General features: G+C 72.0%; 24 protein-coding genes, 1 tRNA gene and 1 riboswitch. Of the genes, 11 read left to right on the plus strand and 14 right to left on the minus strand.

Translation table 11 applies throughout. The features are described 5' to 3' along the window. The 3 genes from ACFYWL_RS07860 to ACFYWL_RS07870 are packed head-to-tail and all read left to right on the plus strand — an operon-like array spanning nucleotide 1 to nucleotide 3622. Complete coding sequence (locus tag ACFYWL_RS07860) at nucleotides 1-1434, plus strand: protein kinase (RefSeq protein ID WP_386968924.1); 1434 nt, start codon at nucleotides 1-3, stop codon at nucleotides 1432-1434. Beyond that, entirely contained in the window at nucleotides 1431-3245 is a 1815-nt protein-coding gene (pknB, locus tag ACFYWL_RS07865; protein WP_386968926.1) for a Stk1 family PASTA domain-containing Ser/Thr kinase, read from the plus strand. Before ACFYWL_RS07860 ends, pknB begins: the two co-directional genes overlap by 4 nt. Before the next feature lie 32 nt (nucleotides 3246-3277). Next, entirely contained in the window at nucleotides 3278-3622 is a 345-nt protein-coding gene (locus tag ACFYWL_RS07870) for a hypothetical protein (RefSeq protein WP_386968929.1), read from the plus strand. 21 nt (nucleotides 3623-3643) lie between these two features. Here the strand turns inward: ACFYWL_RS07870 and ACFYWL_RS07875 are convergent, their stop codons facing one another. From ACFYWL_RS07875 to ACFYWL_RS07890, 4 genes are read right to left on the minus strand one after another with little or no spacing between them, the layout of a single operon-like run. Beyond that, nucleotides 3644-4294, minus strand: coding sequence for an aminodeoxychorismate/anthranilate synthase component II (locus tag ACFYWL_RS07875; protein ID WP_386968931.1), 651 nt, complete (start codon nucleotides 4292-4294; stop codon nucleotides 3644-3646). Nucleotides 4295-4296: 2 nt separating this feature from the next. Continuing rightward, nucleotides 4297-4575 carry a hypothetical protein gene (locus ACFYWL_RS07880; protein ID WP_386968934.1) on the minus strand — a complete coding sequence of 93 codons (279 nt, stop codon included), beginning with the start codon at nucleotides 4573-4575 and terminating at the stop codon, nucleotides 4297-4299. A gap of 2 nt (nucleotides 4576-4577) precedes the next feature. Further along, nucleotides 4578-6443 (minus strand): class E sortase, encoded by a 1866-nt coding sequence (locus tag ACFYWL_RS07885; protein ID WP_386968937.1) that lies wholly within the window; start codon nucleotides 6441-6443, stop codon nucleotides 4578-4580. Beyond that, the gene (locus ACFYWL_RS07890) at nucleotides 6440-7246 is read right to left on the minus strand and encodes a DUF881 domain-containing protein (protein WP_386968940.1); all 807 of its coding nucleotides are present in this window, start codon (nucleotides 7244-7246) and stop codon (nucleotides 6440-6442) included. Before ACFYWL_RS07890 ends, ACFYWL_RS07885 begins: the two co-directional genes overlap by 4 nt. A 229-nt stretch (nucleotides 7247-7475) precedes the next feature. Between ACFYWL_RS07890 and ACFYWL_RS07895 the strand changes: the two genes are divergently transcribed. The 6 genes from ACFYWL_RS07895 to ACFYWL_RS07920 all read left to right on the plus strand — a co-directional run bounded on the left by ACFYWL_RS07895 (nucleotide 7476) and on the right by ACFYWL_RS07920 (nucleotide 15337). Further along, entirely contained in the window at nucleotides 7476-7739 is a 264-nt protein-coding gene (locus tag ACFYWL_RS07895; protein WP_386968942.1) for a cell division protein CrgA, read from the plus strand. Between the two features lie 361 nt (nucleotides 7740-8100). Beyond that, entirely contained in the window at nucleotides 8101-10296 is a 2196-nt protein-coding gene (locus ACFYWL_RS07900; RefSeq protein WP_386968945.1) for a (Fe-S)-binding protein, read from the plus strand. Nucleotides 10297-10400: 104 nt separating this feature from the next. Continuing rightward, nucleotides 10401-11711 carry a hemolysin family protein gene (locus ACFYWL_RS07905; RefSeq protein WP_386969755.1) on the plus strand — a complete coding sequence of 437 codons (1311 nt, stop codon included), beginning with the start codon at nucleotides 10401-10403 and terminating at the stop codon, nucleotides 11709-11711. Continuing rightward, on the plus strand, nucleotides 11704-12705 hold the full coding sequence (locus tag ACFYWL_RS07910; protein ID WP_074475666.1) for a hemolysin family protein: 1002 nt from the start codon (nucleotides 11704-11706) through the stop codon (nucleotides 12703-12705). The genes ACFYWL_RS07905 and ACFYWL_RS07910 overlap by 8 nt, the downstream gene beginning before the upstream one ends. A 211-nt stretch (nucleotides 12706-12916) precedes the next feature. Then, on the plus strand, nucleotides 12917-13933 hold the full coding sequence (locus ACFYWL_RS07915; protein WP_386968947.1) for an NlpC/P60 family protein: 1017 nt from the start codon (nucleotides 12917-12919) through the stop codon (nucleotides 13931-13933). Nucleotides 13934-14143: 210 nt separating this feature from the next. Next, a riboswitch (cyclic di-AMP (ydaO/yuaA leader) is annotated at nucleotides 14144-14284 on the plus strand. Nucleotides 14285-14350: 66 nt separating this feature from the next. Beyond that, nucleotides 14351-15337, plus strand: coding sequence for an NlpC/P60 family protein (locus ACFYWL_RS07920; protein ID WP_386968950.1), 987 nt, complete (start codon nucleotides 14351-14353; stop codon nucleotides 15335-15337). A 163-nt stretch (nucleotides 15338-15500) separates the two neighbouring features. Here ACFYWL_RS07920 and dcd read toward each other — a convergent pair whose 3' ends face one another. Next, on the minus strand, nucleotides 15501-16079 hold the full coding sequence (gene dcd / locus ACFYWL_RS07925; RefSeq protein WP_043961089.1) for a dCTP deaminase: 579 nt from the start codon (nucleotides 16077-16079) through the stop codon (nucleotides 15501-15503). A 126-nt stretch (nucleotides 16080-16205) separates the two neighbouring features. On the opposite strand from dcd, the gene ACFYWL_RS07930 reads away from it, so the two are divergent. Next, nucleotides 16206-16778 (plus strand): pyridoxamine 5'-phosphate oxidase family protein, encoded by a 573-nt coding sequence (locus ACFYWL_RS07930; RefSeq protein ID WP_386968954.1) that lies wholly within the window; start codon nucleotides 16206-16208, stop codon nucleotides 16776-16778. Between the two features lie 71 nt (nucleotides 16779-16849). Here the strand turns inward: ACFYWL_RS07930 and ACFYWL_RS07935 are convergent, their stop codons facing one another. Then, nucleotides 16850-17833, minus strand: a complete 984-nt coding sequence (locus ACFYWL_RS07935) for a zinc metalloprotease (RefSeq protein ID WP_386968957.1) — start codon at nucleotides 17831-17833, stop codon at nucleotides 16850-16852. A gap of 243 nt (nucleotides 17834-18076) precedes the next feature. Here ACFYWL_RS07935 and ACFYWL_RS07940 point away from each other — a divergent pair. After that, a tRNA-Gly gene (locus tag ACFYWL_RS07940) sits at nucleotides 18077-18150 on the plus strand. Between the two features lie 91 nt (nucleotides 18151-18241). Here the strand turns inward: ACFYWL_RS07940 and ACFYWL_RS07945 are convergent. The 8 genes from ACFYWL_RS07945 to ACFYWL_RS07980 form a co-directional block, all read right to left on the minus strand. Further along, complete coding sequence (locus ACFYWL_RS07945) at nucleotides 18242-18787, minus strand: helix-turn-helix transcriptional regulator (protein ID WP_386968959.1); 546 nt, start codon at nucleotides 18785-18787, stop codon at nucleotides 18242-18244. A 526-nt stretch (nucleotides 18788-19313) separates the two neighbouring features. Next, nucleotides 19314-20486, minus strand: a complete 1173-nt coding sequence (locus ACFYWL_RS07950; RefSeq protein ID WP_386968962.1) for a tyrosine-type recombinase/integrase — start codon at nucleotides 20484-20486, stop codon at nucleotides 19314-19316. Continuing rightward, nucleotides 20486-20656 (minus strand): excisionase family DNA-binding protein, encoded by a 171-nt coding sequence (locus tag ACFYWL_RS07955; protein WP_386968964.1) that lies wholly within the window; start codon nucleotides 20654-20656, stop codon nucleotides 20486-20488. The genes ACFYWL_RS07950 and ACFYWL_RS07955 overlap by 1 nt, the downstream gene beginning before the upstream one ends. Next, the gene (locus tag ACFYWL_RS07960; protein ID WP_386968967.1) at nucleotides 20649-22508 is read right to left on the minus strand and encodes a replication initiator; all 1860 of its coding nucleotides are present in this window, start codon (nucleotides 22506-22508) and stop codon (nucleotides 20649-20651) included. Before ACFYWL_RS07960 ends, ACFYWL_RS07955 begins: the two co-directional genes overlap by 8 nt. Next, nucleotides 22505-23083 carry a DUF2637 domain-containing protein gene (locus tag ACFYWL_RS07965; protein WP_386968970.1) on the minus strand — a complete coding sequence of 193 codons (579 nt, stop codon included), beginning with the start codon at nucleotides 23081-23083 and terminating at the stop codon, nucleotides 22505-22507. The genes ACFYWL_RS07960 and ACFYWL_RS07965 overlap by 4 nt, the downstream gene beginning before the upstream one ends. Next, the gene (locus ACFYWL_RS07970; protein WP_074474741.1) at nucleotides 23080-23271 is read right to left on the minus strand and encodes a hypothetical protein; all 192 of its coding nucleotides are present in this window, start codon (nucleotides 23269-23271) and stop codon (nucleotides 23080-23082) included. The genes ACFYWL_RS07965 and ACFYWL_RS07970 overlap by 4 nt, the downstream gene beginning before the upstream one ends. A 5-nt stretch (nucleotides 23272-23276) precedes the next feature. Then, entirely contained in the window at nucleotides 23277-23531 is a 255-nt protein-coding gene (locus ACFYWL_RS07975; RefSeq protein WP_386968973.1) for a hypothetical protein, read from the minus strand. Continuing rightward, nucleotides 23528-25120: an FtsK/SpoIIIE domain-containing protein gene (locus ACFYWL_RS07980; protein ID WP_386968976.1), complete on the minus strand. Its 1593-nt coding sequence runs from the start codon at nucleotides 25118-25120 to the stop codon at nucleotides 23528-23530. The genes ACFYWL_RS07975 and ACFYWL_RS07980 overlap by 4 nt, the downstream gene beginning before the upstream one ends. Nucleotides 25121-25259 lie beyond the last annotated feature (139 nt).

Genomic DNA, 25259 nt, shown 5'->3' on the forward strand with positions numbered 1-25259 from the left:
ATGCTCAGCCCCGGGGTCCAGCTCGGCAACCGCTACCGCCTCGACGAGCGGATCGCCAGCGGCGGCATGGGCGACGTGTGGCGCGGCACCGACCAGGTGCTGGGCCGCACGGTCGCGGTGAAGAGCCTGCTCCCGGCGCTGCTCGACGACCCCGACTTCGCCGAGCGGTTCCGCGGCGAGGCCCGCACCATGGCCACGATCAACCACCCCGGCGTGGTCGACGTCTACGACTTCGGCCACGACCAGCAGATCGCCTTCCTGGTCATGGAATACGTGGAGGGCGATGCGCTCTCCTCGACGCTGGGCCGGGTCGGCCGGCTCACCCCGGCGCGCACGATGGCCCTGCTCGCCCAGGCCGCCGACGCGCTGCACGCGGCGCACTGCAAGGGCATCGTGCACCGCGACGTGAAGCCCGGCAATCTGCTGGTCCGGCCCAACGGCACCCTCGTGCTGACCGACTTCGGCATCGCCCGGTCGGAGCTGGTCGCCCAGCTCACCGCCGCCGGCTCGGTGCTCGGCACCGCCTCCTACATCTCTCCCGAGCAGGCCACCGGCGCGGTGGCCACGCCCGCCTCCGACGTCTACGCCCTCGGCGTGGTCGCCTACCAGTGCCTGGCCGGCCGGCGGCCGTTCGAGGGCGACAATCCGCTAGAGATCGCCATGAAGCACGTCCGGGACACCCCCCGGCCGCTGCCGGCGGACATCCCGCCCCCGGTCCGGGCCATCGTCGAGCGGGCCATGGCGAAGGACCCGGCCGCCCGCTGGCCCAGCGCCGCCGCCCTCGCCGGGGTGGCCCGGCAGGCGAAGCTCGCGCTGGGGCAGCAGCCCCGTGGCGGCGGCCACGTCGGGCAGGTCTCCGCCGCCCCGGCATCCCCGGCCGGCCCTCAGGCGCGCGCCCAGGTGCCGCCCGCGTCCCGGCCGCCCGCGGTGGCGCAGCGCCCGGTGCCCACCTCCGCGCCGCCGCAGCAGCGCCCGATCCCGGCGCCGCCGCAGCCGCGTCCCCCGGTGGCGACGCCCCGCCCTCCGGTCACCCACCAGCCCCGCCCGCCCGCGGTGCACCAGCCGCCGGCCTACCCGCGCGGCGCGGCGACCGTGCCGCCGCCGGCCCCGGTCCGCCAGGCCAACCCCCTCGCGTACGCCCGCCAGCCTGGCCCGCCCCCGGCCCCGCCGCAGCGGTCCAGGTCAGGGGCGGTTTGGCTGTTCATCCTGGTGGCCGCACTGGTCCTGCTCTGCTCCGGCGTGATTTCCTACAACCTGCGGAAGAACACGGCAGCCGGTGACCCCGGCGGGTCCGGCCCCCGGGCCGTGGCGTCCGACGTGCTCCAGGCCGGCGGGCGCGACGATCCGTCCGGGACGCCGTACCGTCGGGTGGAACGACGACTCCTGCCGGGTGGCGGCGAGACGACGACGAGCGAAGGACGACAGACGCGATGACAGCGCAGGCCCGCCTGCTCGGTGGCAGGTATCAGGTCGGCGAGCTGCTCGGCTACGGCGGCATGGCCGAGGTGCACCGCGGCCGTGACCTCCGGCTCGGCCGCGACGTCGCGATCAAGATGCTCCGGGCCGACCTGGCCCGCGACGCCACCTTCCAGATGCGGTTCCGCCGCGAGGCACAGAACGCCGCCTCGCTCAACCACCCGGCCATCGTCGCGGTCTACGACACCGGCGAGGAGACGGGGCCGACCGGCGAGACGCTGCCGTTCATCGTGATGGAGTTCGTCAACGGGCGGACCCTCAAGGAGGTGCTCGGCGTCGAGGGGCGGCTCCAGCCGCGCCGCGCGCTGGAGATCTGCGCCGACATGTGCGCCGCGCTGGAGTTCAGCCACCGGCACGGGATCATCCACCGGGACATCAAGCCCGGAAACGTGATGCTCACCCAGACCGGCCAGGTCAAGGTGATGGACTTCGGCATCGCGCGGGCGCTGGCCTCCGGCGCGACCACGATGACGCAGACCAGCGCGGTCATCGGCACGGCGCAATACCTTTCGCCCGAGCAGGCGCGCGGCGAGGCGGTCGACGCCCGCTCCGACGTGTACGCCGGCGGCTGCGTGCTGTTCGAGCTGCTCTGCGGCCACCCGCCGTTCGTCGGGGACAGCCCGGTCAGCGTGGCGTACCAGCACGTGCGGGAGGCCCCGCCGACGCCGAGCGACATCAACCCCGACGTCAACCCCGCGGTCGACGCGATCGTGCTCAAGGCGCTGTCGAAGAATCCCCTCAACCGCTACCAGAGCGCCGGCGAGATGCGGGCCGACCTGCTCCGGGCGGCGGCCGGCCGGCCGGTGCTCGCCACCCCGGTGATGCGCGAGGCCGAGACCGCGCCGATGTCGGCCGCCGGGTCGGGCTACCCGACCCAGGTCGTCGGGGGCGCGGCCACCCGGCAGCAGCCGCCGGCCCGGGTCGGCGACCCGCGCCAGCGCCGGGCGTCCTCCTGGGTGATCGCCACCTTCGCCGCGCTCGGGGTGCTCGCGATCATCGCCCTGATCACCGCCTTCCTCATGAACGGGAGCGACGCCGAGAAGATCGCCGTGCCCGACCTGACGGGGCAGACCCAGGCGGCGGCGGTGGCCCAGCTCGAACAGGCCGGCCTGGTCCCCGCCGTCGGCGACCCGATCGCCAACAGCACCTGCAAGAAGGACACCGTCGCGGCGCAGAACCCGCCGCCGACCACCCAACTGGAGAAGGGCCGGGGCGTCACCATCCAGATCTGCTCCGGCAAGCCGGAGGTCGCGATCCCCAACGGGCTGGTCGGCTCCCAGTTCGAGAACGTCGAGCAGCAGCTCGAAGCCCTCAACCTGAAGGTGAACAAGAAGGAGGTCAGCAGCTCCTCGCCGGAGGGGATCGTCACGAACGTCTCCCCGAAGTCCGGCACCAAGGTCGCCGAGGAGAGCACCGTGACCGTGGAGGTCTCCCGCGGCAACGTCCGGCAGGTGCCGAATGTCGTCGGCTCCTCGGCCGACGACGCCAAGCGGGAGCTGGAGCAGGCCGGGTACGTGGTGAAGATCGTCGACGGCGACGAGGTCCCCGCCGACCAGGCCGGCAAGGTGTCCGGCCAGAACCCCCGGGGCGGCACGGAGCTGGAGCGGGGCAAGCGGGTCACCATCGAGGTCGACATCCCCGAGCCCAGCCCCGAGCCGACCGAGCCGACGGGCAACCCGCCGGCCACGCCCACGCCGACCCCCACCGGGGGCGGCAACGGCGGCGGCTTCCCCTTCCCGACCCCGCCGGCCCGCCTCGACCAGGACTGACGCCGGCCGATGGGTGCCCTACCATCTGACCGATGATGATCGAAAGCGCGCGGGGCGGATCGAGATCGGGCGCCCGGGTGACGCCGACCCGGGTCGCGTGGCTCGGTGCCGCCGTGGTGGCGCTCCTGCTGATCGTGCCGATCCACATCCTCGGCCCGGGCGACCACGAGCAGCAGAGCTGCGGCAACGTGTTGCAGACCGACCTGAGCCGCTGGCGGGGCCCCTCGGACGGGGACTACTGGGAGAGGGCGTACCGGGCCTGCAACTCGGAGCGCATCGACCGGATCGGCCAGGCCGTCGGCGTCGTCTCGTTGACGGTCCTGGCCGTCACCCTGCTGACCGCCCGGGCCCGCCGGCGGGACGCCAGCGAACACTGACGATACGACCCACGACGCCCGTCACGCCGTGGCGAAGGCGGCGCGGCGGCGCGCGTCCACCTCGGCGGCCAGCGCCGGGGCCCGCTCCAGCGCCTCCGGGTGGCCACAGGCGGCGAGCCAGTTCGCCAGCATCAGGTGACCGCCCTCGGTCAGCACCGACTCCGGGTGGAACTGGACGCCCTCGATCGGCAGGGTGCGGTGCCGCATCGCCATGACCACCCCCGAACCCGTCCAGCCGGTGACCTCCAGCTCCTCGGGCAGGGTCTCGGGCAGCACGGCGAGGGAGTGGTAGCGGGTGGCGGTGAACGGGTCCGGCAGGCCGGCGAGCACCCCGACGCCGTGGTGGCTGACCTCGGAGGTCTTGCCGTGCAGCAGCTCGGGGGCGCGGGTCACGGTGGCCCCGAACGCCTCGCCGATGGCCTGGTGACCCAGGCAGACCCCGAAGATCGGCAGCTCGCCCGCGTACCGGCGGATGACGTCGAGGCAGATGCCGGCGCGGTCGGGGCTGCCCGGCCCCGGGGAGAGCAGGACGCCGGCCGCGCCGACCCGCCCCACCTCCTCGACGTCGATCTCGTCGTTGCGCCGCACCTCGCAGTCCACCCCGAGCTGGCCGAGATACTGCACGAGGTTGAAGACGAACGAGTCGTAGTTGTCGATCACCAGGACGCGCATCGTCACCTGCTCGGAGAGGGGGGCGGGGTGTTGTTCTGCTCGGTGTCGTACGGCAGGTCGTGCTCGTCGCCGGCCGGCGGGGCGTCGCCGTCCACGCCCGAACCGCCGCCCGGCACGCCGGAGTCCTGGGTGACCTGCACGTCGTCGAACGGGAGCAGCGGCTCCGCCCACGGGAAGACCACGTACCAGAGCAGGGCCACCGTGGCGGTGGCGAGCAGCAGCGAGCCGAGCAGCTTGCCGGGCACGCCCAGCGGCAGCTTGCGCCAGATCCAGGCGTACATCGTCAGCCCCCCAGCTCCGCCGGTCGGCCCGCCGACTTGGGCTGAGTGCGGGTCAGCTCGGCGTGCACGATCAGGCGCTGGTAGTTGTCGAACTTCGGGTTGCAGGTGGTCAGCGTGAGCACCTTCTTCGTCGGCTTCGCGCCCGGCTGCATCGGCACCGGGGCGACGACCTCGACCTGGTTGGGCTTGACGATGCGCGACTTGTAGACCTGGTAGACGTACCACTCGGTCTTGCCCTCGACGACGATCGCGTCGCCGGGGTTCAGCTCGTCCAGCCGCCAGAAGGTCGCCCGGTTGCGGTGGCCGGCGACGGAGAAGTTGCCCACCTCGCCGGGCATCGCGCTGTCCGGGTAGTGACCCGGGGCGTACCGGATGTCCTGCTGGGTGACCCCCTCGACCACGACCCAGTTCTTGTCGAGCGTCGGGATGTAGAGCCCGGCGATGGGCTTGCCGTGCACCGGCGGCTTCGGCTTCGTCGACGCGCTGGCGCTGGGTGCCACGGTCGGGTCGCCGGTGGGGCCCCACGCCTGGGCGAGCTGGTTGCTGAGGTCGTTCTGGTGGGCGTCGACGATGGCCGACTTGCCCCACACCTCGTAGCCGGCGAAGAGGAGCACCACCAGGCCGAAGGTGATCAGCAGCTCGCCAGTGAACCGGATCCCGGTGCGCAACCGGGTCCAGAACGTCGGCCGGGTCAGGTCGGAGTAGACGCTCTTGTAGCCCTCGTCGGTCTGCTCGGCCCGGAGCTGGACCACCCGCTCGCCGCGGCGCAGTCGGGACGGCTCGGCCGGCTCCGCCTCCGTGGCGGCCCCGTCGCCGGTGTCGGGCAGGCGCGGCACCGCGCCCATCAGCGCGGTCGCGTCGGGGGCCGGAGGCCGACGGGGCACCGCCGGGATGACGGCGGTGGCCGCCGGGTCGGCGGGGTGACCAGTGCCGCCGCCCGGCGGAACCGGACGCCCCACCCCGGGCGACACCGGAGCGGGCGACACCGGCCCGGTCGGCGGGGTGCCGGGGCGACGGTCCGCAGCGGGCGGCGGGGTGCCGGGGCGGCGGTCCGCCGCGGGGCGGCCGACCGCGTCGGGCGGCACGGTGCCCGGGAAGCCGGACCCACGGGAGGGGGATGCCCCGGGGCGGTCGGCGGCGCGCGCCTCGACCGGAGGGATGAAGGCCGTGGGACCGTCGGTGTCGTGCGCCGGTCGGGGGGCCGGCCCGAACTCGGCCGGCCGGTGTCCTGGCCCGAACCCGACGCCGCCACCGGCGGGCTGCCGCTCGTGCGGTGCCCGCTCGGGCTCGACGCCGTTGCCCGGGGGCCGTCCGTACGACGCCTGATCGGGCTGGGCCGCCGGCCGGCGGGCCGGGGCGTCCACGGGGGGCCGGGCGGGCGCGGCCTGCGAGGGGTGGGCCGGGGCCGGTGGCCCGGATGCGGACCGCTGGGGGGTGCCGGCGAACCAGTCGTGGGCGCGCCCCGGGTCCGGGGCCGGTGCGGGTCGTTCCTGGGCGGTGCGGGGCCCGGCCAGGGGCGGGACGGCCTCCGTGGGCATCCGGTCGGTCGCCGCCGGCCGGTGCGCCTGGGAGACCGCCGGCCGGTGGGCCGGGGAGGTCGCCGGCTGATGGGCCTGGGGCACCGCCGGGCGGGGCGTCAGCACCGGGGCGGGCCAGGGACCGGTTGGGCCGGGCCGGTCGGCGCGGGCCGGGCCGGGCGGAGCAGCGGTCACCGCGTCTGCGGTAGCCGGGCCGGGAGCAGCCGGGTGAGGGGACGCCGGCCCGGGGGTGGCCGGGTCGGCGCGGTCGAGCCTGGGGAGGAAGGTCGTGTCCTCCTCCTGCCGGCCCCGGTGCTGGCCGTCCCAGCTGTCGTCGGGCCTCCGGGTCACCGGGGCACCGTCGCCGAGCGTAGGGCTGTCGAGTCCTCGAACGCCGGCACCGTGACCGTCGAGACGGTCTCCCGGTAGCCCAGCTGGAAGTCGTTGACCGCGCCCTTGAACATCTGCACTCCCTCAGACGCGGCGAGGGCCTGCCGGAGCGCAGCGGGGTCGCCGATTGCAATGATCTTGAATGGAGGGGAGTACACCCGCCCGTGCAGCAGCAGGGTGTTACCCACGCAGCGTACCGCGCTGGTGCTGAGGACGCGGACGTTCATGATTGACATCGCCTCCGCGCCGCCCGCCCAGAGCGCGTTCACGACGGCCTGCACATCCTGCTGGTGGACGACCAGGTCGTCGTTGGTGGCGCCGTCGGGCAGCTCCTGGTCGGCCCGCCGTACGGCATCGTTGAGCTCGACCGTGACACCCGTGCCGGTGAGCGCGGTGAACCCGGCGTCCTGCCGGCTGGCCGCGGCGCGGTCCCGCTGCTCCCTGATCGGGCCGTCGGAATCGGCCAGGGTCGCCGTCTCGTCCTCGACCTCTCCCCGGAGCTGGGCGGCCCGGCGCTCGCTCGCGGCGACCTGCACCCGGCGGTCCTCGATGAGCTGGGTGAGCTGGGGCCGGCGGTCCTCGCGCAGCGCGGTGCCGCCGGCGGTCGTCGCGGTGGTGGTGAACAGCAGCCCGGCCGCGGCGGCGATCAGCGGCACGCCGATCGACCAGCCCGGACGCCGCTGCCGGGGACGCCGGGGCAGAAGACCGGCGACCGCCCGGCGGAGGACCTTCTGCCAGGAGGCCGCGCCGGACGTGTATTCCACCGAGCGCTCCTTCCGCGTCGTCTCGTGTCGGCCCGCGACGATGCGGGCCGGTGCGGCGACCCGAACAGTCCCGCCTTTTTCGGTCACTCCGTGCATCGGCCTGACCCCATTCATGGCCTGAACGGGTCATCCGGACTACGCTAGCTGTCGAACATTATTGGCCATGGACCGTCGCCCCCGCGCCCGGTTGTCAGGCCGGACGAGGTCGTCACCCCCTCTGGAGAGCGTCGTGCCCAAGTCTCAGGTCCGCAAGAAGAAGGTGTACACCCCGCCGACGGACGTGCGTCCGACGGCGACGGCGGCGACGCGCAAGCCTAGCCCGGTCTGGCTGCCGGTCACGGCGGTCGCGTTGATCGTCGGCGGCATCGCCTGGCTGGTGGTCTACTACCTCTCCGAGCAGGCGTACCCGGTCATGTCGTGGGGTTACTGGAACCTCGCGGTGGGCTTCGGCGCGATGGTCGCCTCCCTGGTCCTGCTCTCCCGCTGGCGCTGACCCCGCGGCGGGCCCGGCTGACGCTGACCCCGAGGGGCCGGCGTCGCCTGCCAGGCGGGCGGGAGCGCGAACACCGCCCCGGGCCCGCCCTCCCGGCACGATCCGCGGCACCCTGCCGTGCCCCTGCCCGGCGTTTCGACGTCGGGCACCCTATGGTGTCCGCAGGGCGGCGCGGCTCAGGTGCGAGAAGGCTCACGTTACTGATGGGTAACTCTCGCGTAGGCTGCACTGTATGACCGAGCGGAGCAAGGTCATCGACCGGTCCGGTCGGGGTGCGACGACGGCGCGGCGTCGGTCGCGCCCCTGACCCGGCCCCGGCCGCCGAGCCGCTCGACAGGCAGCAGACCGGGAGGCCAACTCGATGGGCAGCGTCCAGATCGTCACCACGATCCTCGCGGCGGCCGTCACCGCCGTGGCGGTGTGGCTTGCGGTGCGCGCGGTCATGAGGATCGTGGCAGTCATCCGGTTGGGTCAGCCCGACCCGGAGCGGTTCGGCGACCGGGGCGCCCGCACGAGGACGATGCTGGCCGAGACCGCCGGCCACACCAGGATGCTTCGCTGGAGCGTGGTCGGCGCCGCGCACTGGTTCGTCATGGTCGGCTTCATCGTGCTGTCGCTGCTGGTCCTGGAGGCGTACTTCGAGGTCGTCTCCCCGACCGGCGGCCTGCCGCTGATCGGGGGCCTGGCGGTCTACGGCCTGGTCACCGAGCTGATCGCGGTCCTCGGCGTGGTGGGCATCGTGGTCCTGATCGCGATCCGGCTCCGCAACCGGCCCACCCGGCCGGGTGGGCGCTCCCGGTTTACCGGCTCCACCATGTGGCAGGGCTACTTCGTCGAGGCCGTGGTCCTCGCCGTGCTGATCATGGGCTTCGTGATCCGGGGCTTCAAGGTGGCCACCAACCACTTCGAGTACCCGCTGTGGGCCACCCCGGTCAGCCACGCCGTCGGCGCGCTGCTGCCCGACTGGTCGGCCGGCGTCAGCGTCGCCGCCCTCGTCAAGATCGCCATCTCGATGGCCTGGCTGATCGTCATCGCGCTCAACGTGACCATGGGCGTCGCCTGGCACCGGTTCCTCGCCTTCTTCAACATCTTCTTCAAGCGCGACCCGGGCCGGGCCGGCTCCGGCCTCGGCGCGCTGCGGCCGATGACGAGTCAGGGCAAGCCGCTCGACTTCGAGGAGGCCGACCCCGAGAAGGACCAGTTCGGCGTCGCCCAGGTCGAGCAGTTCACCTGGAAGGGCCTGCTCGACTTCAGCACCTGCACCGAGTGTGGGCGGTGCCAGTCGCAGTGCCCGGCCTGGAACACCGGCAAGCCGCTGTCGCCGAAGCTGCTCGTGCTCAGCCTGCGCGACCACGCGTACGCCAAGGCTCCGTACCTGCTGGCCGGCGGCGGCAAGGACCTGACCGGCGAGGAGAAGGCCACCGCCGCCCAGCTCGCCCACGTGGACGTGCTGGCGCTCGCCGAGGCCGAGAAGCCGCTGATCGGCGGCGCCGAGGACGGCGGCGTCATCGACCCGGACGTGCTCTGGTCCTGCACCACCTGCGGCGCGTGCGTCGAGCAGTGCCCCGTCGACATCGAGCACGTCGACCACATCGTCGACATGCGCCGCTACCAGGTGCTGATCGAGTCGAGCTTCCCGTCCGAGGCCGGCGTCATGCTGCGCAACCTGGAGAACAAGGGCAACCCCTGGGGCGCCCCGCAGAACACCCGCGAGGACTGGACCAAGGGGCTCGGCTTCGAGGTGCCGCGCGTCGGCGAGGTCGACGACTTCGAGTACCTGTTCTGGGTCGGCTGTGCGGGCGCGTTCGAGGACCGGGCCAAGAAGACCACCCGGGCGGTCGCCACGCTGCTCAACGAGGCGGGCGTCTCCTTCGCCATCCTCGGTGAGGGCGAGACCTGCTCCGGCGACCCGGCCCGCCGGATCGGCAACGAGTTCGTCTTCCAGATGCTCGCCCAGCAGAACGTCGAGACGCTCAACGAGGCGTTCGACGGCCGGGAGAAGAACAAGCGCAAGATCGTCGCGACCTGCCCGCACTGCTTCAACACCCTCGGCAACGAGTACGGGCAGCTCGGCGGCGAGTTCGAGGTGGTGCACCACACCCAGCTCCTGGCCCACCTGGTGTCCACCGGCAGGCTGACCCCGGTGCAGCCCGTCGACGGTGGCGTCACCTACCACGACCCCTGCTACCTGGGCCGGCACAACCGCGTCTTCGCCGCCCCGCGCGAGGTGCTGGGCGACTCCATCCAGGGCGAGCTGACCGAGATGCCGCGCAACAGCGAGCGCTCCTTCTGCTGCGGCGCCGGCGGCGCCCGGATGTGGATGGAGGAGAAGATCGGCAAGCGGATCAACGTGGACCGGGTCGAGGAGGCCATGTCCACCGGGGCGAGGACCATCGCGGTCGGCTGCCCGTTCTGCTCGACGATGCTCAACGACGGGGTCAACGGCAAGGGGGCCGGCGAGCAGGTCGAGGTGGTCGACGTCGCCAGCGTGCTGCTCCGTTCGCTCAAGCCGGCCGACGCCGCCGGCGAGCAGGAGACCGTTACCTCCGGCAGCTGACCCGACGGAGCCGGTGCCGCGCGTAGTGATGTGCGGCCCGGCCCGTCGTGGAACAATCCTGCCGAGGTGAACCGATCATCGACAGTCTTCTGGTTGCCACGGTGTTGCCCCTGGTCGGCTTCGTGCTGCTGACCGCGGGCAACGCGTTCTTCGTAGCGGCCGAGTTCGCCCTGGTCACGGTGGACCGGCCGGAGATCGACCGACGGGCCGCCGCCGGTGACGGCGCGGCCAGGACGGTCCGCCGCGCGCTGCACGAGCTGTCCTTCCAGCTCTCCGGCGCCCAGCTCGGCATCACCATCACCGCCCTGCTCACCGGATACCTGGCCGAGCCGGCGCTGGCCCGCCTGTTCGCCCCGGCGCTGCACCCGCTGGGGCCGGCGGCCGACCGGTTCACCCCGTTCCTCGCCCTGGCCCTGGCGACCCTGCTGTCCATGCTCTTCGGCGAGCTGGTGCCGAAGAACCTGGCGCTGGCCCGGCCGATGCCCGCCGCGCTGGCCACCGCCCGGGGCATGCGCGGCTTCTCGCGGACGTTCGGGTGGCTGATCCGGGGGCTGAACAACTCGGCGAACACGCTGGTCCGCCGGCTCGGGGTGGAGCCGCAGGAGGAGCTGGCCAGCGCCCGGTCCCCCGAGGAGCTGGGCCTGCTGGCGGCGATCTCGGCCCGGGCCGGCGCGCTGCCGCCGGACACCGCGATGCTGCTGCGGCGCACCATCCGGTTCGGCGACAAGCGGGCGGCCGAGGCCATGACCCCCCGGGTGGACGTGATCGCGCTGCGCGCCACGGCCAGCGTCGCCGAGCTGCTGACCCTCGCCCAGCAGACCGGGCGGACCAGGTTCCCCGTCTTCGAGGAGACCCTCGATCTGGTCACCGGCGTCGCGGCGGTGCCGGACGCGCTGGGCGTGCCGCTGGCGAACCGGGCCAGGACGACCGTCGCGTCGGTCGCCCGCGAGCCCGTGTACGTGCCGGAGAGCCTGGACCTCGACGGCGTCCTGGCCGCCCTCAAGGCGGCCGGCGCGGACCTGGCCATCGTGGTCGACGAGTACGGCGGCACCGACGGCGTGGTGACCCTGGAGGACCTGGTGGAGGAGCTGGTCGGGGAGATCGCCGACGAGTTCGACCCGGACGCGGTCGACGACGGCGGGCCGGTCGAGCTGACCGTGCCGGGCGGCGAGCGGACCGTCCTGGTCGACGGGGTGCTCCGCGAGGACGAGCTGGTCGAGCAGACCGGCTTCCGGCTGCCCGAGGGCCCCTACGAGACGCTCGGTGGCTTCCTGATGGCCCGGCTCGGGCACATCCCGGTGGCCGGCGAGACGGTCGAGGAGGGCGGGTACGAGTTCACCGTGGTCGAGGTGGAGCGGCACCGGATCGAACAGGTGCGGGTGCTGCGGCCGGAGGAGCCCGGGGACGATGCCTGAACTGCTGGTCACCGTGCTGCTGCTGCTCGGCAACGCCTTCTTCGTCGGCAGCGAGTTCGCGCTGATCGCCTCCCGGCGGACGGTGATCGAACCGCTGGCGGCCGGATCGAAGCGGGCCCGCTGGGCGCTCTCGGCGATGAACCAGATCCCGCTGATGATCGCCGGGGCGCAGCTCGGCATCACCATCTGCTCGCTGGGCCTCGGCGCGATCGCCGAACCGGCGCTGGCCCACCTGATCGAGCCGCTGTTCCACGCGCTCGGCCTGCCCGACGGCGCCGTGCATCCGGTGGCGTTCCTGATCGCCCTCGGCGTGGTGGTCTTCCTGCACACCGTGGTCGGCGAGATGGTGCCGAAGAACATCACCCTGGCCGGGCCGGAGCCGTCGGCGCTCTGGCTGGGGCCGGCGATGCTGGCGTTCTGCACGGCGACCAAGCCGCTGCTGCTGGCCATGAAGTGGGCGTCGCGGCAGGTGCTGCGGATCTGGCGGGTCGAGGCGACGGACGCGGTCAAGACGGTGTTCACCGCCGAGGAGCTGGCGGGCCTCGTGTCGCAGGCCCGGACGGAGGGCCTGCTCGACGCCGAGGAACACGCGCGGATCACCGGGGCGCTCGCGCTGCACACCCGCACGGCGGCGGACGCCCTGCAACCCTGGTCGACGGTGACCACGGTGGCCGAGGACGTGTCGCCGGCCTCGCTGGAGGTGCTGGCCACCCGCACCGGCCGGTCCCGCTTCCCGGTGGTGCAGCGGGCCACCCGCCGGGTGCTCGGCTTCGTGCACGTCAAGGACGTCCTCGGGTACGCGGGGGCGGAGCGCCGCGCCCCCGTGCCGGCCGGGGTCTACCACCCGCTGGCCGTGGTGCCGCCGGACCGTACGCTGGCCGATCTGCTGCTGTCGATGCGCCGCGAGCGGCGGCACATGGTGCTGGTGAGCGACGGTCGCCGCCCGCTCGGGGTGGTGACCCTCGACGACGTGCTGACGGCCATCGTCGGCTGACGGCCCGCCGCGGTCGCTCCCGTCTGCCCCGCCCCCCTCGCCGGGCGGCCCACACCCGTTGTGCAGGAACGGTTTGCGAGGCGTCACGGTGTGCCGACCCGCCTTGATTCCTCACGCGGGACTCCCCTAATGTGAGGCGCTGACCGCTGTGGGTCGTCTGCCTCGATCTTCCCTCTCGCGAGGCGCCCGGCGGTCGGTTGCGAAGGAGTCGGTGCCGGTGGCAACCATGCCCCCTCATCGTCATGCCCCGGAACGGTCAACCGCTCGCCCGGGTGGTGCCCGCCGTTTCGCACGCCGCCTGCTCACCCTGGTCGCGGCGGTCGCCGTCGGCGCCGGGACACTGACCGCGCCCGCGTACGCCGAGCCGTCGGTGGACGAGATCGAGGCGCAGATCGACAAGCAGTGGGAGCAGCTTGAGCCCACCATCGAGCAGTACAACAAGGTCCGCGCCCAGCTCAAGGTGAACCGTGAGAAGGCGGCGGAGGTGCAGAAGAAGATCGAGCCGCTGGCGCTCGAGACAGAGCTGGCCATGAACCGCGTCGGCGACCTCGCCTCCCGCTACTACATCTCGGGCCCGTCGCAGGACATCGGCGCGCTGCTGGTCAGCACCAAGCCGGGCACCCTCGCCGAGCAGCTGACCATTCTGGACCGGCTCGCCGCGCAGGAGCGCAGGCAGGTCGAGGGCGTGCTCGCCGTCCGGGCGAAGTACGACACCGAGAAGCAGAAGCTCGACACGCTCATCGCCTCCCAGGAGAAGCAGACCAAGGAGCTGGCGGCGAAGAAGACCAAGATCAACGCCGAGATCAAGCGGCTCCAGGCGTCGATGCCGAAGACCGTGGTGTCCACCGAGGGCTGCCCGACGGTCACCGGCGTGGTCAGCTCGGCCGCCCGCACCGCCATCCGGACCGCCTGCGCCCAGGTCGGCGACCCGTACGTCTGGGGCGCCACCGGCCCGAACTCGTTCGACTGCTCGGGCCTGACCCAGTACGCCTACAAGGCCGCCGGGATCCACCTGACCCACTTCACCGGCGCCCAGTGGAACGAGGGACGCGCCATCCCGCGTTCCGAGGCCCGCCCCGGTGACCTGGTGTTCTTCTTCAGCGACCTGCACCACGTCGGCCTCTACATCGGCAACGACAAGATGGTGCACGCGCCCCGGGCCGGCAAGCCGGTCAACGTGAGCAGCATCAACACCATGCCGGTGGCCGGCTTCCGCCGACCCGGCTGACCCGGACCGGCCCCCGCGAAGGCCGCGCCGCGCAGCACCGCCCGAAGGCCCCCGGTCACCCGACCGGGGGCCTTCGGCGTGCGGCGGGCATCGAAGCCGACGAGGGGCCTGTACGGTGTGTCACGGCCCGTCGGGTTGCGAAGCGATGACGCCCGTCTCTACTCTGGCCAATTGTCGGCCGGTAGCTGCACCGCCCAGCCGGGCGGTGACGGTGCGACACCGCCGAGTCGCCTCCGGGCGAGCCGGGGACCCAGGTACGCCGGGGTGAATCCGCAGCGGCGCTGCGGTAGGGCGCTCTCCCTTCCCGCCCGAACCCGTCAGCTAACCCGGTAGGCGGTAGAGGAAGAAGGAGAACGGAGCCCGGTGGCACACCATGCCCCGCGGCGCCCGTCACGCCGGACGGCCGACGCCGACCGGATGCCGGCTGCGCCGCGTACCCGCTGGTCACGCTGCACCACCGCCCTCGCCGCCCTGGTCGGCGTCGCCGTCGTCCTGACCGGCGCACCGACCGTGGCCCACGCCGACCCCTCGGTCGCCGAGATCGAGCGGCAGATCGACGAGGACTGGAACAAACTCGAACCGCTCATCGAGCGGCACAACGCCACCCGCCAGGACCTGGCCGCCAAGCGCAGGCAGGCCGACGCGCTCGCCGCGCAGATCGGGCCGCTCCAGCGCCAGGTGGACGAGGCGATGAGGAAGGTCGGCGGCCTCGCCGTCGAGGCGTACAAGGGCGACAACATCTCGGTGGTCAACGCCCTGCTCGGCAGCCGCACGCCGAGCCAGATGATGGGGCAGTTGGAGCTGCTCGACCGGTTCGCCCAGCGCCAGCAGCACGACGTCCAGGCGGTCGTCGACCTCCGCGACGAGCTGGCCGCGAAGAAGCAGCCCCTCGACGAGATGGTCGCCCAGCTCGCCCGCACCGAGGCCCAGCTCGCCGCGAAGCGGAAGCAGATCAACGCCGAGATCGACCGCCTGCAGAAGCTGCGGCTGAAGGTGTACGGCAACGGTGGCGGCGGCCCGCTGAAGCCCGCCCCCTGCCCGGCGTCCTACCCGGGTGGCGGCGCGGGGACGGCGGTGAAGTTCGCCTGCGCCCAGATCGGCAAGCCCTACGTCTGGGGCGCGGAGGGCCCGAACTCGTACGACTGCTCGGGGCTGATGCTGGCCGCCTGGGCGAAGGCCGGCGTCTCGCTGCCGCACAACGCGGCCCAGCAGCGGTCGGTGACCGCCAGGGTCAGCCGCGCCGACCTGCGCCCCGGCGACCTGGTGTTCTACTACTCCGACCTGCACCACGTCGGCATGTACGTGGGCGGGGGCTGGGTGGTGCACGCCTCCCGGGCCGGCGTCCCGGTGAAGATGAAGCGCGTCGACGACGGCCCGATCCACAGCTTCGGCCGCCCCTCCTGAGGTGCAAGGAGGGGCCCCTTGTTAACGCATACGGTCGAGAAGGGGCCCCTTCTCACACCCCTGTGGCGGAGGGCGGCGCAGCGCGCCCCAGGAGGAGCGGGGCGTCCAGCGGAGCGGGGCGTCAGCGGGTCGGCGTCAGTGGGGCGGCGTCAGCGGGTCGGCGTCAGCGGGGCGGCCAGGTGCGCCAGTTCTGCCAGGAGCGGCTCGGGGTAGGGCCACGCTGGCCCTGGTAGCGCGAGCCGTAGACCGCCGAACCGTACGGGTGCTCGGCCGGCGACGACAGCCGGAAGATGCACAACTGGCCGATCTTCATGCCCGGCCAGAGCGTGATCGGCAGGTTCGCCACGTTGGACAGCTCCAGCGTGACGTGGCCGGTGAAGCCCGGGTCGATGAAGCCGGCCGTGGAGTGGGTGAGCAGCCCCAGCCGGCCCAGGCTCGACTTGCCCTCCAGCCGGCCCGCGAGCTGGTCGCCGAGCGAGATCACCTCCAGCGTGGAGGCGAGCACGAACTCGCCGGGGTGCAGCACGAACGGCTCGCCGTCGGGCACCTCGATCATGGAGGTCAGGTCGTCCTGCTGCACGGACGGGTCGATGTGCGTGTAGAGGTGGTTGTTGAAGACCCGGAAGAGCTTGTCGAGGCGTACGTCGATGCTCGACGGCTGCACCAGGGTCGGCTCGAACGGCTCCAGCGCGAGCGTGCCGGCCTTCAGCTCGGCGACGAGGTCGCGGTCGGAGAGCAGCATCGCAACACCATAGCGAGGTGGGTCGGCGGGCCTGGTCAGCGGGGCTGGTGAGCGAGCCTGCGAATCGGGTGCCCGACCCGCGCGTCGCGCTTCGCGTGTCGTACAGGTGTTCGATAGGATGTCGGCATGGCTTCCTGGTCCGAATTCGCCGCTGACGAGCCACGACTCGCCGACGGGATCCGTCACCTCATGCAGCAGTACGGGCCGGGCTTCGGCTACCTGGCCACCGTCCGCGCCGACGGTGGGCCCCGGGTGCACCCGGTCTCCCCGGTGATCACCGACGAGGGGCTCTTCTGCTTCGTCGTCGACTCGCCGAAGCGGCGCGACCTCGAACGCGACGGCCGCTACGCGCTGCACTCCTTCCCGCCGGAGGACAGCGACGACGAGGCGTACGTGGCCGGGCACGCCCGACCGGTGACCGACCAGGCCCGGGTGGCCCGGCTCGCCGAGATCGGGCGGGCCGCGCCGCAGGTGGACTGGCGGCTCTTCGAGTTCACCGTCGACGTGGCGATGCTGGCCCGGCGCGGCGACGCCGGCACCGTTCGCCCCGGCGAGGCGACCGACCGGCCCGCCGTGCAGGTCTGGCTCGACCCCGGGGCCGCCGACGCCGCTGGCACCGCCTCGGGCGGGGGCGCTGTGGGCGTACCGGATCGGCGGTCGGCCCTCGGCGGGCGCGGTGCCCATCGTGCGGCGGCCTGACCCCCACAGACGCCGGTGCCGGCCCGTCGGGAGACGGAGCCGGCACCGGGGCGATCAACAGCAGTGGTACGTCAGGGGGCGCGGTAGGCGTCCCACGCGGTCAGCATCCGGGCCGCCTGGCCGGCGGTGAACTGGTACATGCACGTGTCGTAGGTGTAGTCCATGAAGTTGGTGATCGGGTCCAGCCCGGCCGCGGTGCAGGTGTCCCGGCCGGTCGGGCACTGGTACGCCGGCGAGGCCTCCGCCGGGGTGTCGCTCACGCCGTCGCCCGAGCCGGAGCAGCCGCCCTGGAAGGTGTGGTAGAGGTTCAGCCAGTGGCCGACCTCGTGAGTGCCGGTGTCGCCCTGGTTGTAGTTGGTGGCGGTGCCGCCCGGCAGCGACTCGCCCAGCACGACGACGCCGTCCATGTTGTCCAGCCGGCGCTTCGGGAAGGTGGCCCAGCCGAGCAGGTCGTCGCTCAGCTCGCCGAGGTAGACGTTCAGCGTGTTCTTGCCGCCCTCGCGCAGCGAGCTCTTCATCGAGCGCTCAGCCGAGGAGCCCTGCACGATCGGGTACCACGCCGGGTTGGTGACCCGGTTGATCTTCTGGAGCTGGAAGCTGAAGGCGGTGGCCGCGCCGCCGGTGGCACCGCTGTAGGACTGGTTCAACACGCTGATCTGCGAGTTGATCATCGAGTCGGGGATGTTGCCACCGGCGCGGGTGCTGTCCTCCTGGATGACGTGCACGATGACCGGGATGGTCACGGTGGCGAGCGCCGCGGCGCCGGCGCCGACCCGGAAGTTTGCCCGCTCGCGCAGGGCGGCGGCGAGGTCGGCCTCCCGCTCGCGGGTCTCCTTCGCGGTCAGTTCGTTCGGCTCGTGCTTGGCGTGCGCGCCGGCCTTCACCCGGGCGTCCGAGTGGACGTCGGCCGGCTCGGCGCACGCTTCGGTCGGGGCGGCGGAGAAGGCCGAAGCGGCCGGGACGACACCCACGGCGGCGGTGCTGAGCAGCAGCGCGAGGGTCGTCGACGCGACGCCGGCGGTGCGCCGGGTCAGCAGGTTGGGACGGAGTCCCATGGGCCCACCTCTTTCTGGCGGCGCGGCAGGGGGTGTGTCGCGCCGTGGCTTGAACGTGCGGGAGACGTTACAACCGATCGAGAGATTTGAGAATGGGCATATGTTGCCGCGGTGAAAATCCTACGCACCATCGATGGCCTGCGGATCTTGGTCGCCGGGGTGTCGGCGTGGTCGGGATGGTGGAGCACGTGAGGGGGTGCCTGGGTGCAGGCGGCGACGGCGTCGGGTACAGTGGGTCCGCCTGCGGGTGTAGTTCAATGGCAGAACATCAGCTTCCCAAGCTGACAGTGCGGGTTCGATTCCCGTCACCCGCTCCACGCACGAAGGCCCTGGTCAGGACGCAAGTCCCGAGCCAGGGCCTTCGAGGTTTCAAGGTCAACGATCATGCGGCGTGCCATTGGCGTGCCATTAGCCCTGTTGGCCGTCGCTAGGAGTTGGGGCGGCGAGTAGCTCGACCAGCACTCCCCAGTGCGCGACGCGTCCGCGGTGCTGCCTTGCCTGAAGCATGAGGTTCGCCACCACCAGCGATGGGTCGCTGTCTGGGATCTCAACCTTCAGGTTCTTTTGGATCCATGACCTGACCTCGCTCCACCTGTAGAACATGGTGCCCTCGCGGGCGGGGTTGATCGGAGGTGGGAAGGTGCCCGGCCCTCGATCGCCCGTGGCGTATCGCCGCACAGACTCTCTGCTCTGCCCGATGCGACCGGCGATGTCGGCAAGCGTCACCAGATCTTGATCGAGTACACGAAGCGCGGTCAGGCCAGCGTGGTCGAGGGTCTTGACTGCGGAGGTGATCGCGTCCGCCATCGTGCTGGCCTCTCGATCGAACTCTGCGATCGGAAGGCCGTTCTCTGTGCCGAAGGCCGCGTCATCGCAGCCTTCGGCACAGAGAGTGTCCAGTTCATCATCGGTAGGCTGCCGATCGAGCACCAACGTGAATACGTGCGTTGTCATGGCCTACCTCCCTTCGCCTCACATGGTCGCGGAGGTTCCCGCGTAGGGTGAGGGGTGGGTGTGGATCTCCGTGAAGCGGTCGAGCTGCTTCGCGTGGGTCCCAGGGTTGCGGGGGGACGACCAGACCGCTCGCGTCGCCTGGCAGGGAGTGCATTGCACCGCGCCCCATCGATGTTTCCTGTGAATCTCCGTAAGGAGGAGTCCCACTTCCTCAGCCCGGTGAAGTGCGCGGGCGATCTCCTTCTTCGGGTGGCGTCCCGAACTGACCATATGGAACTCCTTGGCCTCTTCTGGGCAGAACTTGGCTTATGGCGCGCATTACGCCCTCCCTTGGGCTCCACATAGGTCCGGTTGAGGCCCGGCCTGGAGGTCGGTCAAAGATCTGACGCCGCGTGCGGCGTTGGTGCCCAACTCGTCGTCGGGCCTTGACCAGCCTCCAGGCCGGGCCTGGTGCAATAGTACACCACCCCCGGTGCAGTAGTGCACCGGGGGTGGTGTGCCGGGGCGCATGGTGTAGAGGGAACTCTCACCGGCCGAAGTCTCTGGCTTTCTTCTTGGTCTTTCCGGCTTTCTTTGTCTGCTTCCGCGCGACCCGGACCGCTTGGTGGAGAGCATCGGCGATGGCCCGGTCAGCTTCGGCCGTCGCGTGCTGGTAGATCAGCGCGGCCTGCGGCGAGTCGTGACCCATCCGGGCCATCAGGTCGCGGGTGCTCGCCCCGGTCCGGGCGGCGAGGGTGTTCCCGGTGTGGCGCAGATCGTGGAAGTGCAGGTTCGGCTGTCCGATTCGTGTCACGCTCGCCTTCCAAGCGATGATCTTGTTCAGGTTGCCCCGCCAGATCGGGCGCCCACTTTCGGTGGTGAAGACGAACGCATCCGGGGTGTCGTCGACCTCGGCCGCCAGGTGGTCACGGACGACCTCGACGACCACCGAGGGCAGGGTCACGGCGCGTCGGCCAGCCCGGGATTTCGGCGGCCCGAGCACCAGGCCGACCCCGCGCTGTTCGGTGTACGCCTGCCTGATCCTGATCGTGCCGGCCGCCATGTCGATGTCCTGCCGTTGCAGTGCGGACACCTCGCCCCAGCGCAGGCACCCGAAGGTGGTCACCAGGACCAAGGCGCGGTACCGGGGCGGCACGATGTCGGCCAGCTTGAAGACCTGGGCGAGCGTGAGCACCGGCCGTTCCGCGGCCTTTTCCTGGTCGGCACCGGGTATCTGGCACGGGTTGCGGGTCAGGATCTGGTCTTCCTTGACCGCTGTCATCAGCACCGCGCGCAGAAGCCGATACGCCTTGGCCGCCATGCTCACCGAGACGCCGTTGCCGAGCAGTTCCGCCCGCCAGTCGCGGACCATCGGCGTGTCCAGCCGGCCCAGCTCGGTCCCACCGAGGTACGGGACGATGTGCTTTTCCAGGAGCCAGCTGTACAGGTGGACGGTCCGGGGCCGCAGGTTCGGCCGCTGTTCGATCCACCGCCGTGCGTAGTCGTCGAGCTTCACCTTGGCCAAGTCCGGGTCGACCCATTCCCGCCGCACCATCTGCGCCTCGACGAGCGTTAGGTACCGGTCGGCGTCCGACTTCCGGCTGAACGTCTCCGGCGCGTTCCGCATCCGACCGTCCGGCCCCGGGTACCGCGCCTGGTATCGCCCGGACGGCAGCTTGCGAAGGTTGCCGAACCGCCGGTGCCCTTCCTTGTTCGCCATCAGGCCACCCGCTGAAGGTCACGCCACACCCCGGAGGCGGTCAGCGGCTCCACCCGCCCGGACTCGACGTGCGCGGCGAGGTCAGCGGCCTTGATTCGGACGCTGCGCCCGAGCTTGTGGAACGGGATACGCCGTTCGGCGACCAGGCGGCGCATGTAGCGCTCACTCATGTTGATCCGGGCCGCTGCCTGCTCGATCGTAAGGACCTCGTCCAATTTGATCTTCCTCCCCGTCGTGCTGTGGTGCGATGTGCTGAGTTGCCGAAAGGTCTGCGGGTCCCTGCTCGGCCCGGTCCTTCGCGGCGAGTAGTTCGGTGCGCCAGCGGGCGCGTTCGCTGATCGAGCGCATGAGGCGAAAGGACAGTGGGCCGACGTCGGCGTCGTCGGGTCGGGCGAGTTCCCAGGCGTGCCGGACCCGTTCGGCGGTGGCGCCTTGGTCGTCGACGAGCTGCCCGGGGTCGCCGGCCGTGCCGCTGCTGGCGGTGCTGTCTGCGGTGGTGCTGTCGGTGGTGACGCCGAGCAGTGCGCGCACCCAGGCGCGTACGTCGTGTTTGTGGTCGGCGAGGGTCTTGCCGGACCAGTCGCGGGAGATGAGGATGCGTCGGCCGCCGATGCCGAGGGTGTCGCGTTGGTGGACCTTGCCCTTGCAGCGGCCCGGCTTGAGCTTGGCAGTCGCCTTGCGGGGTTGGATGCCGTAGAGCAGCCAGTTGGCGCACCGGTCGGTGCAGGGGGTGACGCGCAGTGCGCGCCAGAGCCGGTCGAGGTGGGCGCGTTGCCGGTCGGTGGTTGCTTTGTGGCAGTCGCCGGTGTGCTTGGTGATGTACTTCGTGACGTACCGGATGGTTCGTTCGGCGTCTTCGGTGCCGGGCATGACGCCGCGGGCGTCGACCTGGGTGCCGAAGCGGACGACGTGGACGGGTTCGGCGTCGGGGTTGTTGTCGATGGCGTCGAGGGCTTCGTTCCAGGTGGTCAGTGGGTGGCGGGTGTCCGGGTCGACCCACGCCGCGGCTTGTTCGTCCCAGATCGGGGGTCGGTCGGCGGTGTACCGCTGGACGTCGACGGGCGGCCACCAGACTTGGTGGTAGGTGGCGGCGGCGACGGTGCGCAGGGTGTCGCGGGGGATGGTGCCCCGGATGGCGAAGTGTGCGTGTGGGGCGAGTCGGCGTTGGGGTTCGACGCAGCCGGCGTACTGGACGTTCCAGCCCTCGCAGCGGCGTAGGTTCTGCCAGAACCGGTCGAGCAGGCGGGGGAAGTGGACGGCGTCCCAGGCGGCGCGGCGGTAGTCGTACCGGTCGGGGTTGACGGGTGTGCCGTCGGGGCGGACCGGCCCGTAGGAGTCGAGGGTGAGCGTGAGCCACATCGAGGGCCGGTAGGTGGAGCCGTCGGGGGCGGTGTAGGTGCGGCCGACGGTGCGGGCTTCGACCTTGCGCCGGGGCAGGTCGGGTGCGTCCTGCCGCCGTTTCGTGGAGCGCTTGCGGCGGCGGCCGTTGTCGTCGTCGCCGTGGTCGTCGTCGGTGCTGGTGTGGGGTGGGCCGACGCGCCCGCGCAATCCTTCGGCGGTGATGGCTTCCTCTACTTCGCGGATGGCCTCGTCGAGGTCGGCGACCTGGTCCCACTGGGCGGCGCGTGATGCCTCGTCGCGGGAGAACTCCAGGTGTGCGCGGAACAGGATCAGGGACTTCTGCGCTTCGGTGGCGGGTTGCGGGCCGGGTAGGGGTTCGTCGTCGCGGTGCCAGCCTTCGCGGATCTGGGCCTGTCGCAGCCGGCGGTTCTTCTTCGCGCACGGTGGGCACTTGTCTTCGCGGGTCGCGCCGCAGGGCAGGTCGATGACTTCGGTCAGGCCGGTGTCGAGGTCGGTGCGGCGCATGGCGAGGGGGCGCACGCAGACGCCGTACTCGATGGCGATCTGCTTGAGCACGTCGACGGAGCGGGGTAGCGCCATGCGGGCCGCCCGCGACCCCGGGCGGGGAGCGGCAGCCGGGGTCGGGGCGGGTTCGAGGCCGGGCAGGGTCGGAGCCGTCATCGGATGATCCCGACGACGTGCGGCCGGTTCGACTGGACGACGCCGCGCGGGGGCAGGATCACCGCCGGGGCAGAGACGGCGGCCGGGGCCGGGACGGCCGGCGGCACGGCGTCGGCCGAACGCTCCGGTTCGGGGTCGGTGGTGGTCTGCTCGGGTGCCTCGTCCCAGTCGATCGGGAGTTGGTCGGGTTCCGGGGCCGGCGGTAGGGCGGGGGTGTTGGACAGGACGACCTTGACCAGGGCGAGGAACGCCAGGGATGGCACGGCGGCGACGGTCCAGCCCCACACGGAGGGTTCGGCTTCGGCGACCTGGGCGGCGAGGGACAGCAGCGCGAACGCGACGAGCAGTGAGGCGACCAGGCCGACCGGGCGGTGTGCGCGGCGGCGGGCGCGGAGTTCGAGGCCGAGGTAGATGGCCATGAGTTCGACGGCTACGGCGTTGGCCCAGCCGATCCAGTCGGGTTGGCCGTGGGTGACGGACAGGTCGTGGACGTGGGTGAAGGCGGCTGCGCCGGCCATGGTGCCGATGGCGAGCAGGATGACCAGGCGTACGGCGGTTTCGGTGCGCTCGGTCATCGCCACTCCTGCAAGGGCTTCTCGCGGATGGTGAGGTCGATGCGGATGCGCCGGTCGGCCATGTCGGGGCGGCGGCTGACCATGTGTGCCAGGCCATGCAGGGCGGCGGCGGTCTGGTCGGCGGGGCCGACGAGGCGGATGCGCAGGGGACGCCGGAGCCGGTTGACGATGCGGGCGAGGGTGGTCATGGCGGTTACCTCCGGGCCGGTCGGATGTCAGTGCGGATGTAGTCGGGTGGGGTGCCGAGGGTGGCGACGGCTTCGGAGAGGCAGCGCCACAGCGCCCACGCCTCGTCCGGGGTCAGGGACATCCGTCGCCGGCCCGCACCGACGGCCAGGTGGACCGGGTACGGGTTGGGCCGTTCCGGGTCGACCCGGACGGACACGGCGGTAGTCGGTTCGGGGGTGCGCAGCCGGTAGAACCGGCGTCCGTTCGGCGTGGCGGTCACCGCGGATCACTCCCGCCGTCGGGGTCGAGGAGGTTGCGCAGCGCGTCGGGCAGCAGCGGCCCGGACGGCTTGCGGGGCAGCGGAGGGCGCACCGGTTCCGGGGTCGACTCCCGGCCGACCTGGGCGAGGATGTCCGCCGCGTCAGACGGGGCCGGATACCGGCGGGCGAGGTCGCGGATGTCGTCGTCGCTGACGTAGGAGAAACGGACCCGCAGGGGTTCGGGGGTGCCGTCGAGGATCACGTACCCGACGCCCTTGGCCCATCGCGGCATCTGATCGGCCAGGGCACCCCGGTTGCGGGCACCGTCGCCGAGGACCATGTCCACCTGCGCCGCCTCAGTCAGGCCAAGCGCGATGCGGGTCGGGAACAGGTCCCGGAACGGCAGCACCTCCTTGCGCGGGTCCTGCAACGCGGCCACGACCAGGACGCCGACCCCGGCCCCCTGCGACAGCAGCAGCCCCAGCGACGACGCGATCCGCCTACGCAGGTCGACATCTTGCAGGTACGCGGTGAGGGCGGCCATTTCGTCGATGACGACCACGACCAGGGGGTCGGCTTCGGTCGGGGTGTGGACCCGGACGGTTCCGGCGAGCCGGGTCTGACGCTCCCGCATCACCGCCACGGCCTCGTCGAGGAGGTCGGCCATGGCCTCGAACGAGGTGCCGGCGAACCGGGCGAACAGCGGCCGGCCCATGGCGAACTCCATCCCGCCCTTGGGATCGATCACCCACAGCCGGACCAAACCGGAGGTAATGCCGCCGGCCAGCGCCCGCACCAGCGACCACAACACCGAGCCCTTGCCGGAGCGGGTGGCCCCGCCGATGAGGACGTGCGTGGCGAGCAGGCGCAGCGACCAGGTGCCCAGGTCCTCCCGCCGTGCAAGGGGCAGCGCGGTCAGGTCCGGGACGGGCGGGGCGTCGAACGGCGGCACCACCGGCCGCAGCGCGTCGGTGCGGACGAGCACCAGGTACACCACGCTCGGCCGGTCCCGGAACCGCACCCGGTCCACCCAGCCCAGCAGCAACGCCCAGTAGCCCTCACGGGTCGGCGGGGCGTCGGGCCGCTCGGAGTAGACCCGGGCGTGCCGCCGGCCGAAGGCGTACGCGAGGTTCGCCGTCACCTTCTGGAAGTCGGCCGGGGTCTGCCCCCGCACCATGCGCACGGTCAGCACGTCCAATGCCTGATCCGAGCGCACCCGCAGCAGCTTGGGCAGGACCGGCCGATGGTCGTAAGACTCGGCAAGGCCGCACAGGGTCATTGCCTCGTGCCACGCCCGCCGGTACACGAACACGTGGCGGAACCGGCCGAGCAACGGGCCCGCGCACCACCGCCACCAGGACGCCTCATCGCGCCACCGCCACAGCGCCGACACCGCCGAGGACAGCACCAGCGGCACGACCACGCCCGGCAAGCCATGCTCCGCGTAGAGGACGACCGCGAGCACGGCCAGGCCCACGGTGACCGGGTGACGGAGACACCACCAGCAGAACCGGGCCAGCCAGCGCAGCACCACGCCAAGCACGACCAACCACATCGGCAGGACGAACCGCTTCGGCCGGATCACCAGCAGATCCCCGCCCGACGTCATAATCACCTCACCGCGCGGCCGGCGCATCACCGCGCACCCCGCAGGGACACGAACCGGCCCGACGCATCCCGGACCGGAGGGAACGGAAGAACGAGCTGCCCGACGCAACCGGCACACCGACCGTCGGCACCCGTGGCCG

The sequence above is a fragment of the Micromonospora sp. NPDC002575 genome, from assembly GCF_042889525.1.
In the GTDB taxonomy this organism is placed as follows: Bacteria; Actinomycetota; Actinomycetes; order Mycobacteriales; family Micromonosporaceae; genus Micromonospora; species Micromonospora carbonacea.

Bases quoted from the DNA above. Each gene is read 5' to 3' on its own strand.
- ACFYWL_RS07860 (WP_386968924.1), top strand. From the start codon at position 1: ATGCTCAGCCCCGGGGTCCAGCTCGGCAACCGCTACCGCCTCGACGAG.
- pknB (WP_386968926.1), top strand. From the start codon at position 1,431: ATGACAGCGCAGGCCCGCCTGCTCGGTGGCAGGTATCAGGTCGGCGAG.
- ACFYWL_RS07870 (WP_386968929.1), top strand. From the start codon at position 3,278: ATGATGATCGAAAGCGCGCGGGGCGGATCGAGATCGGGCGCCCGGGTG.
- ACFYWL_RS07875 (WP_386968931.1), bottom strand. From the start codon at position 4,294: ATGCGCGTCCTGGTGATCGACAACTACGACTCGTTCGTCTTCAACCTC.
- ACFYWL_RS07880 (WP_386968934.1), bottom strand. From the start codon at position 4,575: ATGTACGCCTGGATCTGGCGCAAGCTGCCGCTGGGCGTGCCCGGCAAG.
- ACFYWL_RS07900 (WP_386968945.1), top strand. From the start codon at position 8,101: ATGGGCAGCGTCCAGATCGTCACCACGATCCTCGCGGCGGCCGTCACC.
- ACFYWL_RS07910 (WP_074475666.1), top strand. From the start codon at position 11,704: ATGCCTGAACTGCTGGTCACCGTGCTGCTGCTGCTCGGCAACGCCTTC.
- ACFYWL_RS07920 (WP_386968950.1), top strand. From the start codon at position 14,351: ATGCCGGCTGCGCCGCGTACCCGCTGGTCACGCTGCACCACCGCCCTC.
- dcd (WP_043961089.1), bottom strand. From the start codon at position 16,079: ATGCTGCTCTCCGACCGCGACCTCGTCGCCGAGCTGAAGGCCGGCACG.
- ACFYWL_RS07930 (WP_386968954.1), top strand. From the start codon at position 16,206: ATGGCTTCCTGGTCCGAATTCGCCGCTGACGAGCCACGACTCGCCGAC.
- ACFYWL_RS07935 (WP_386968957.1), bottom strand. From the start codon at position 17,833: ATGGGACTCCGTCCCAACCTGCTGACCCGGCGCACCGCCGGCGTCGCG.
- ACFYWL_RS07945 (WP_386968959.1), bottom strand. From the start codon at position 18,787: ATGACAACGCACGTATTCACGTTGGTGCTCGATCGGCAGCCTACCGAT.
- ACFYWL_RS07950 (WP_386968962.1), bottom strand. From the start codon at position 20,486: ATGGCGAACAAGGAAGGGCACCGGCGGTTCGGCAACCTTCGCAAGCTG.
- ACFYWL_RS07955 (WP_386968964.1), bottom strand. From the start codon at position 20,656: ATGAGTGAGCGCTACATGCGCCGCCTGGTCGCCGAACGGCGTATCCCG.
- ACFYWL_RS07960 (WP_386968967.1), bottom strand. From the start codon at position 22,508: ATGACGGCTCCGACCCTGCCCGGCCTCGAACCCGCCCCGACCCCGGCT.
- ACFYWL_RS07965 (WP_386968970.1), bottom strand. From the start codon at position 23,083: ATGACCGAGCGCACCGAAACCGCCGTACGCCTGGTCATCCTGCTCGCC.
- ACFYWL_RS07970 (WP_074474741.1), bottom strand. From the start codon at position 23,271: ATGACCACCCTCGCCCGCATCGTCAACCGGCTCCGGCGTCCCCTGCGC.
- ACFYWL_RS07980 (WP_386968976.1), bottom strand. From the start codon at position 25,120: ATGACGTCGGGCGGGGATCTGCTGGTGATCCGGCCGAAGCGGTTCGTC.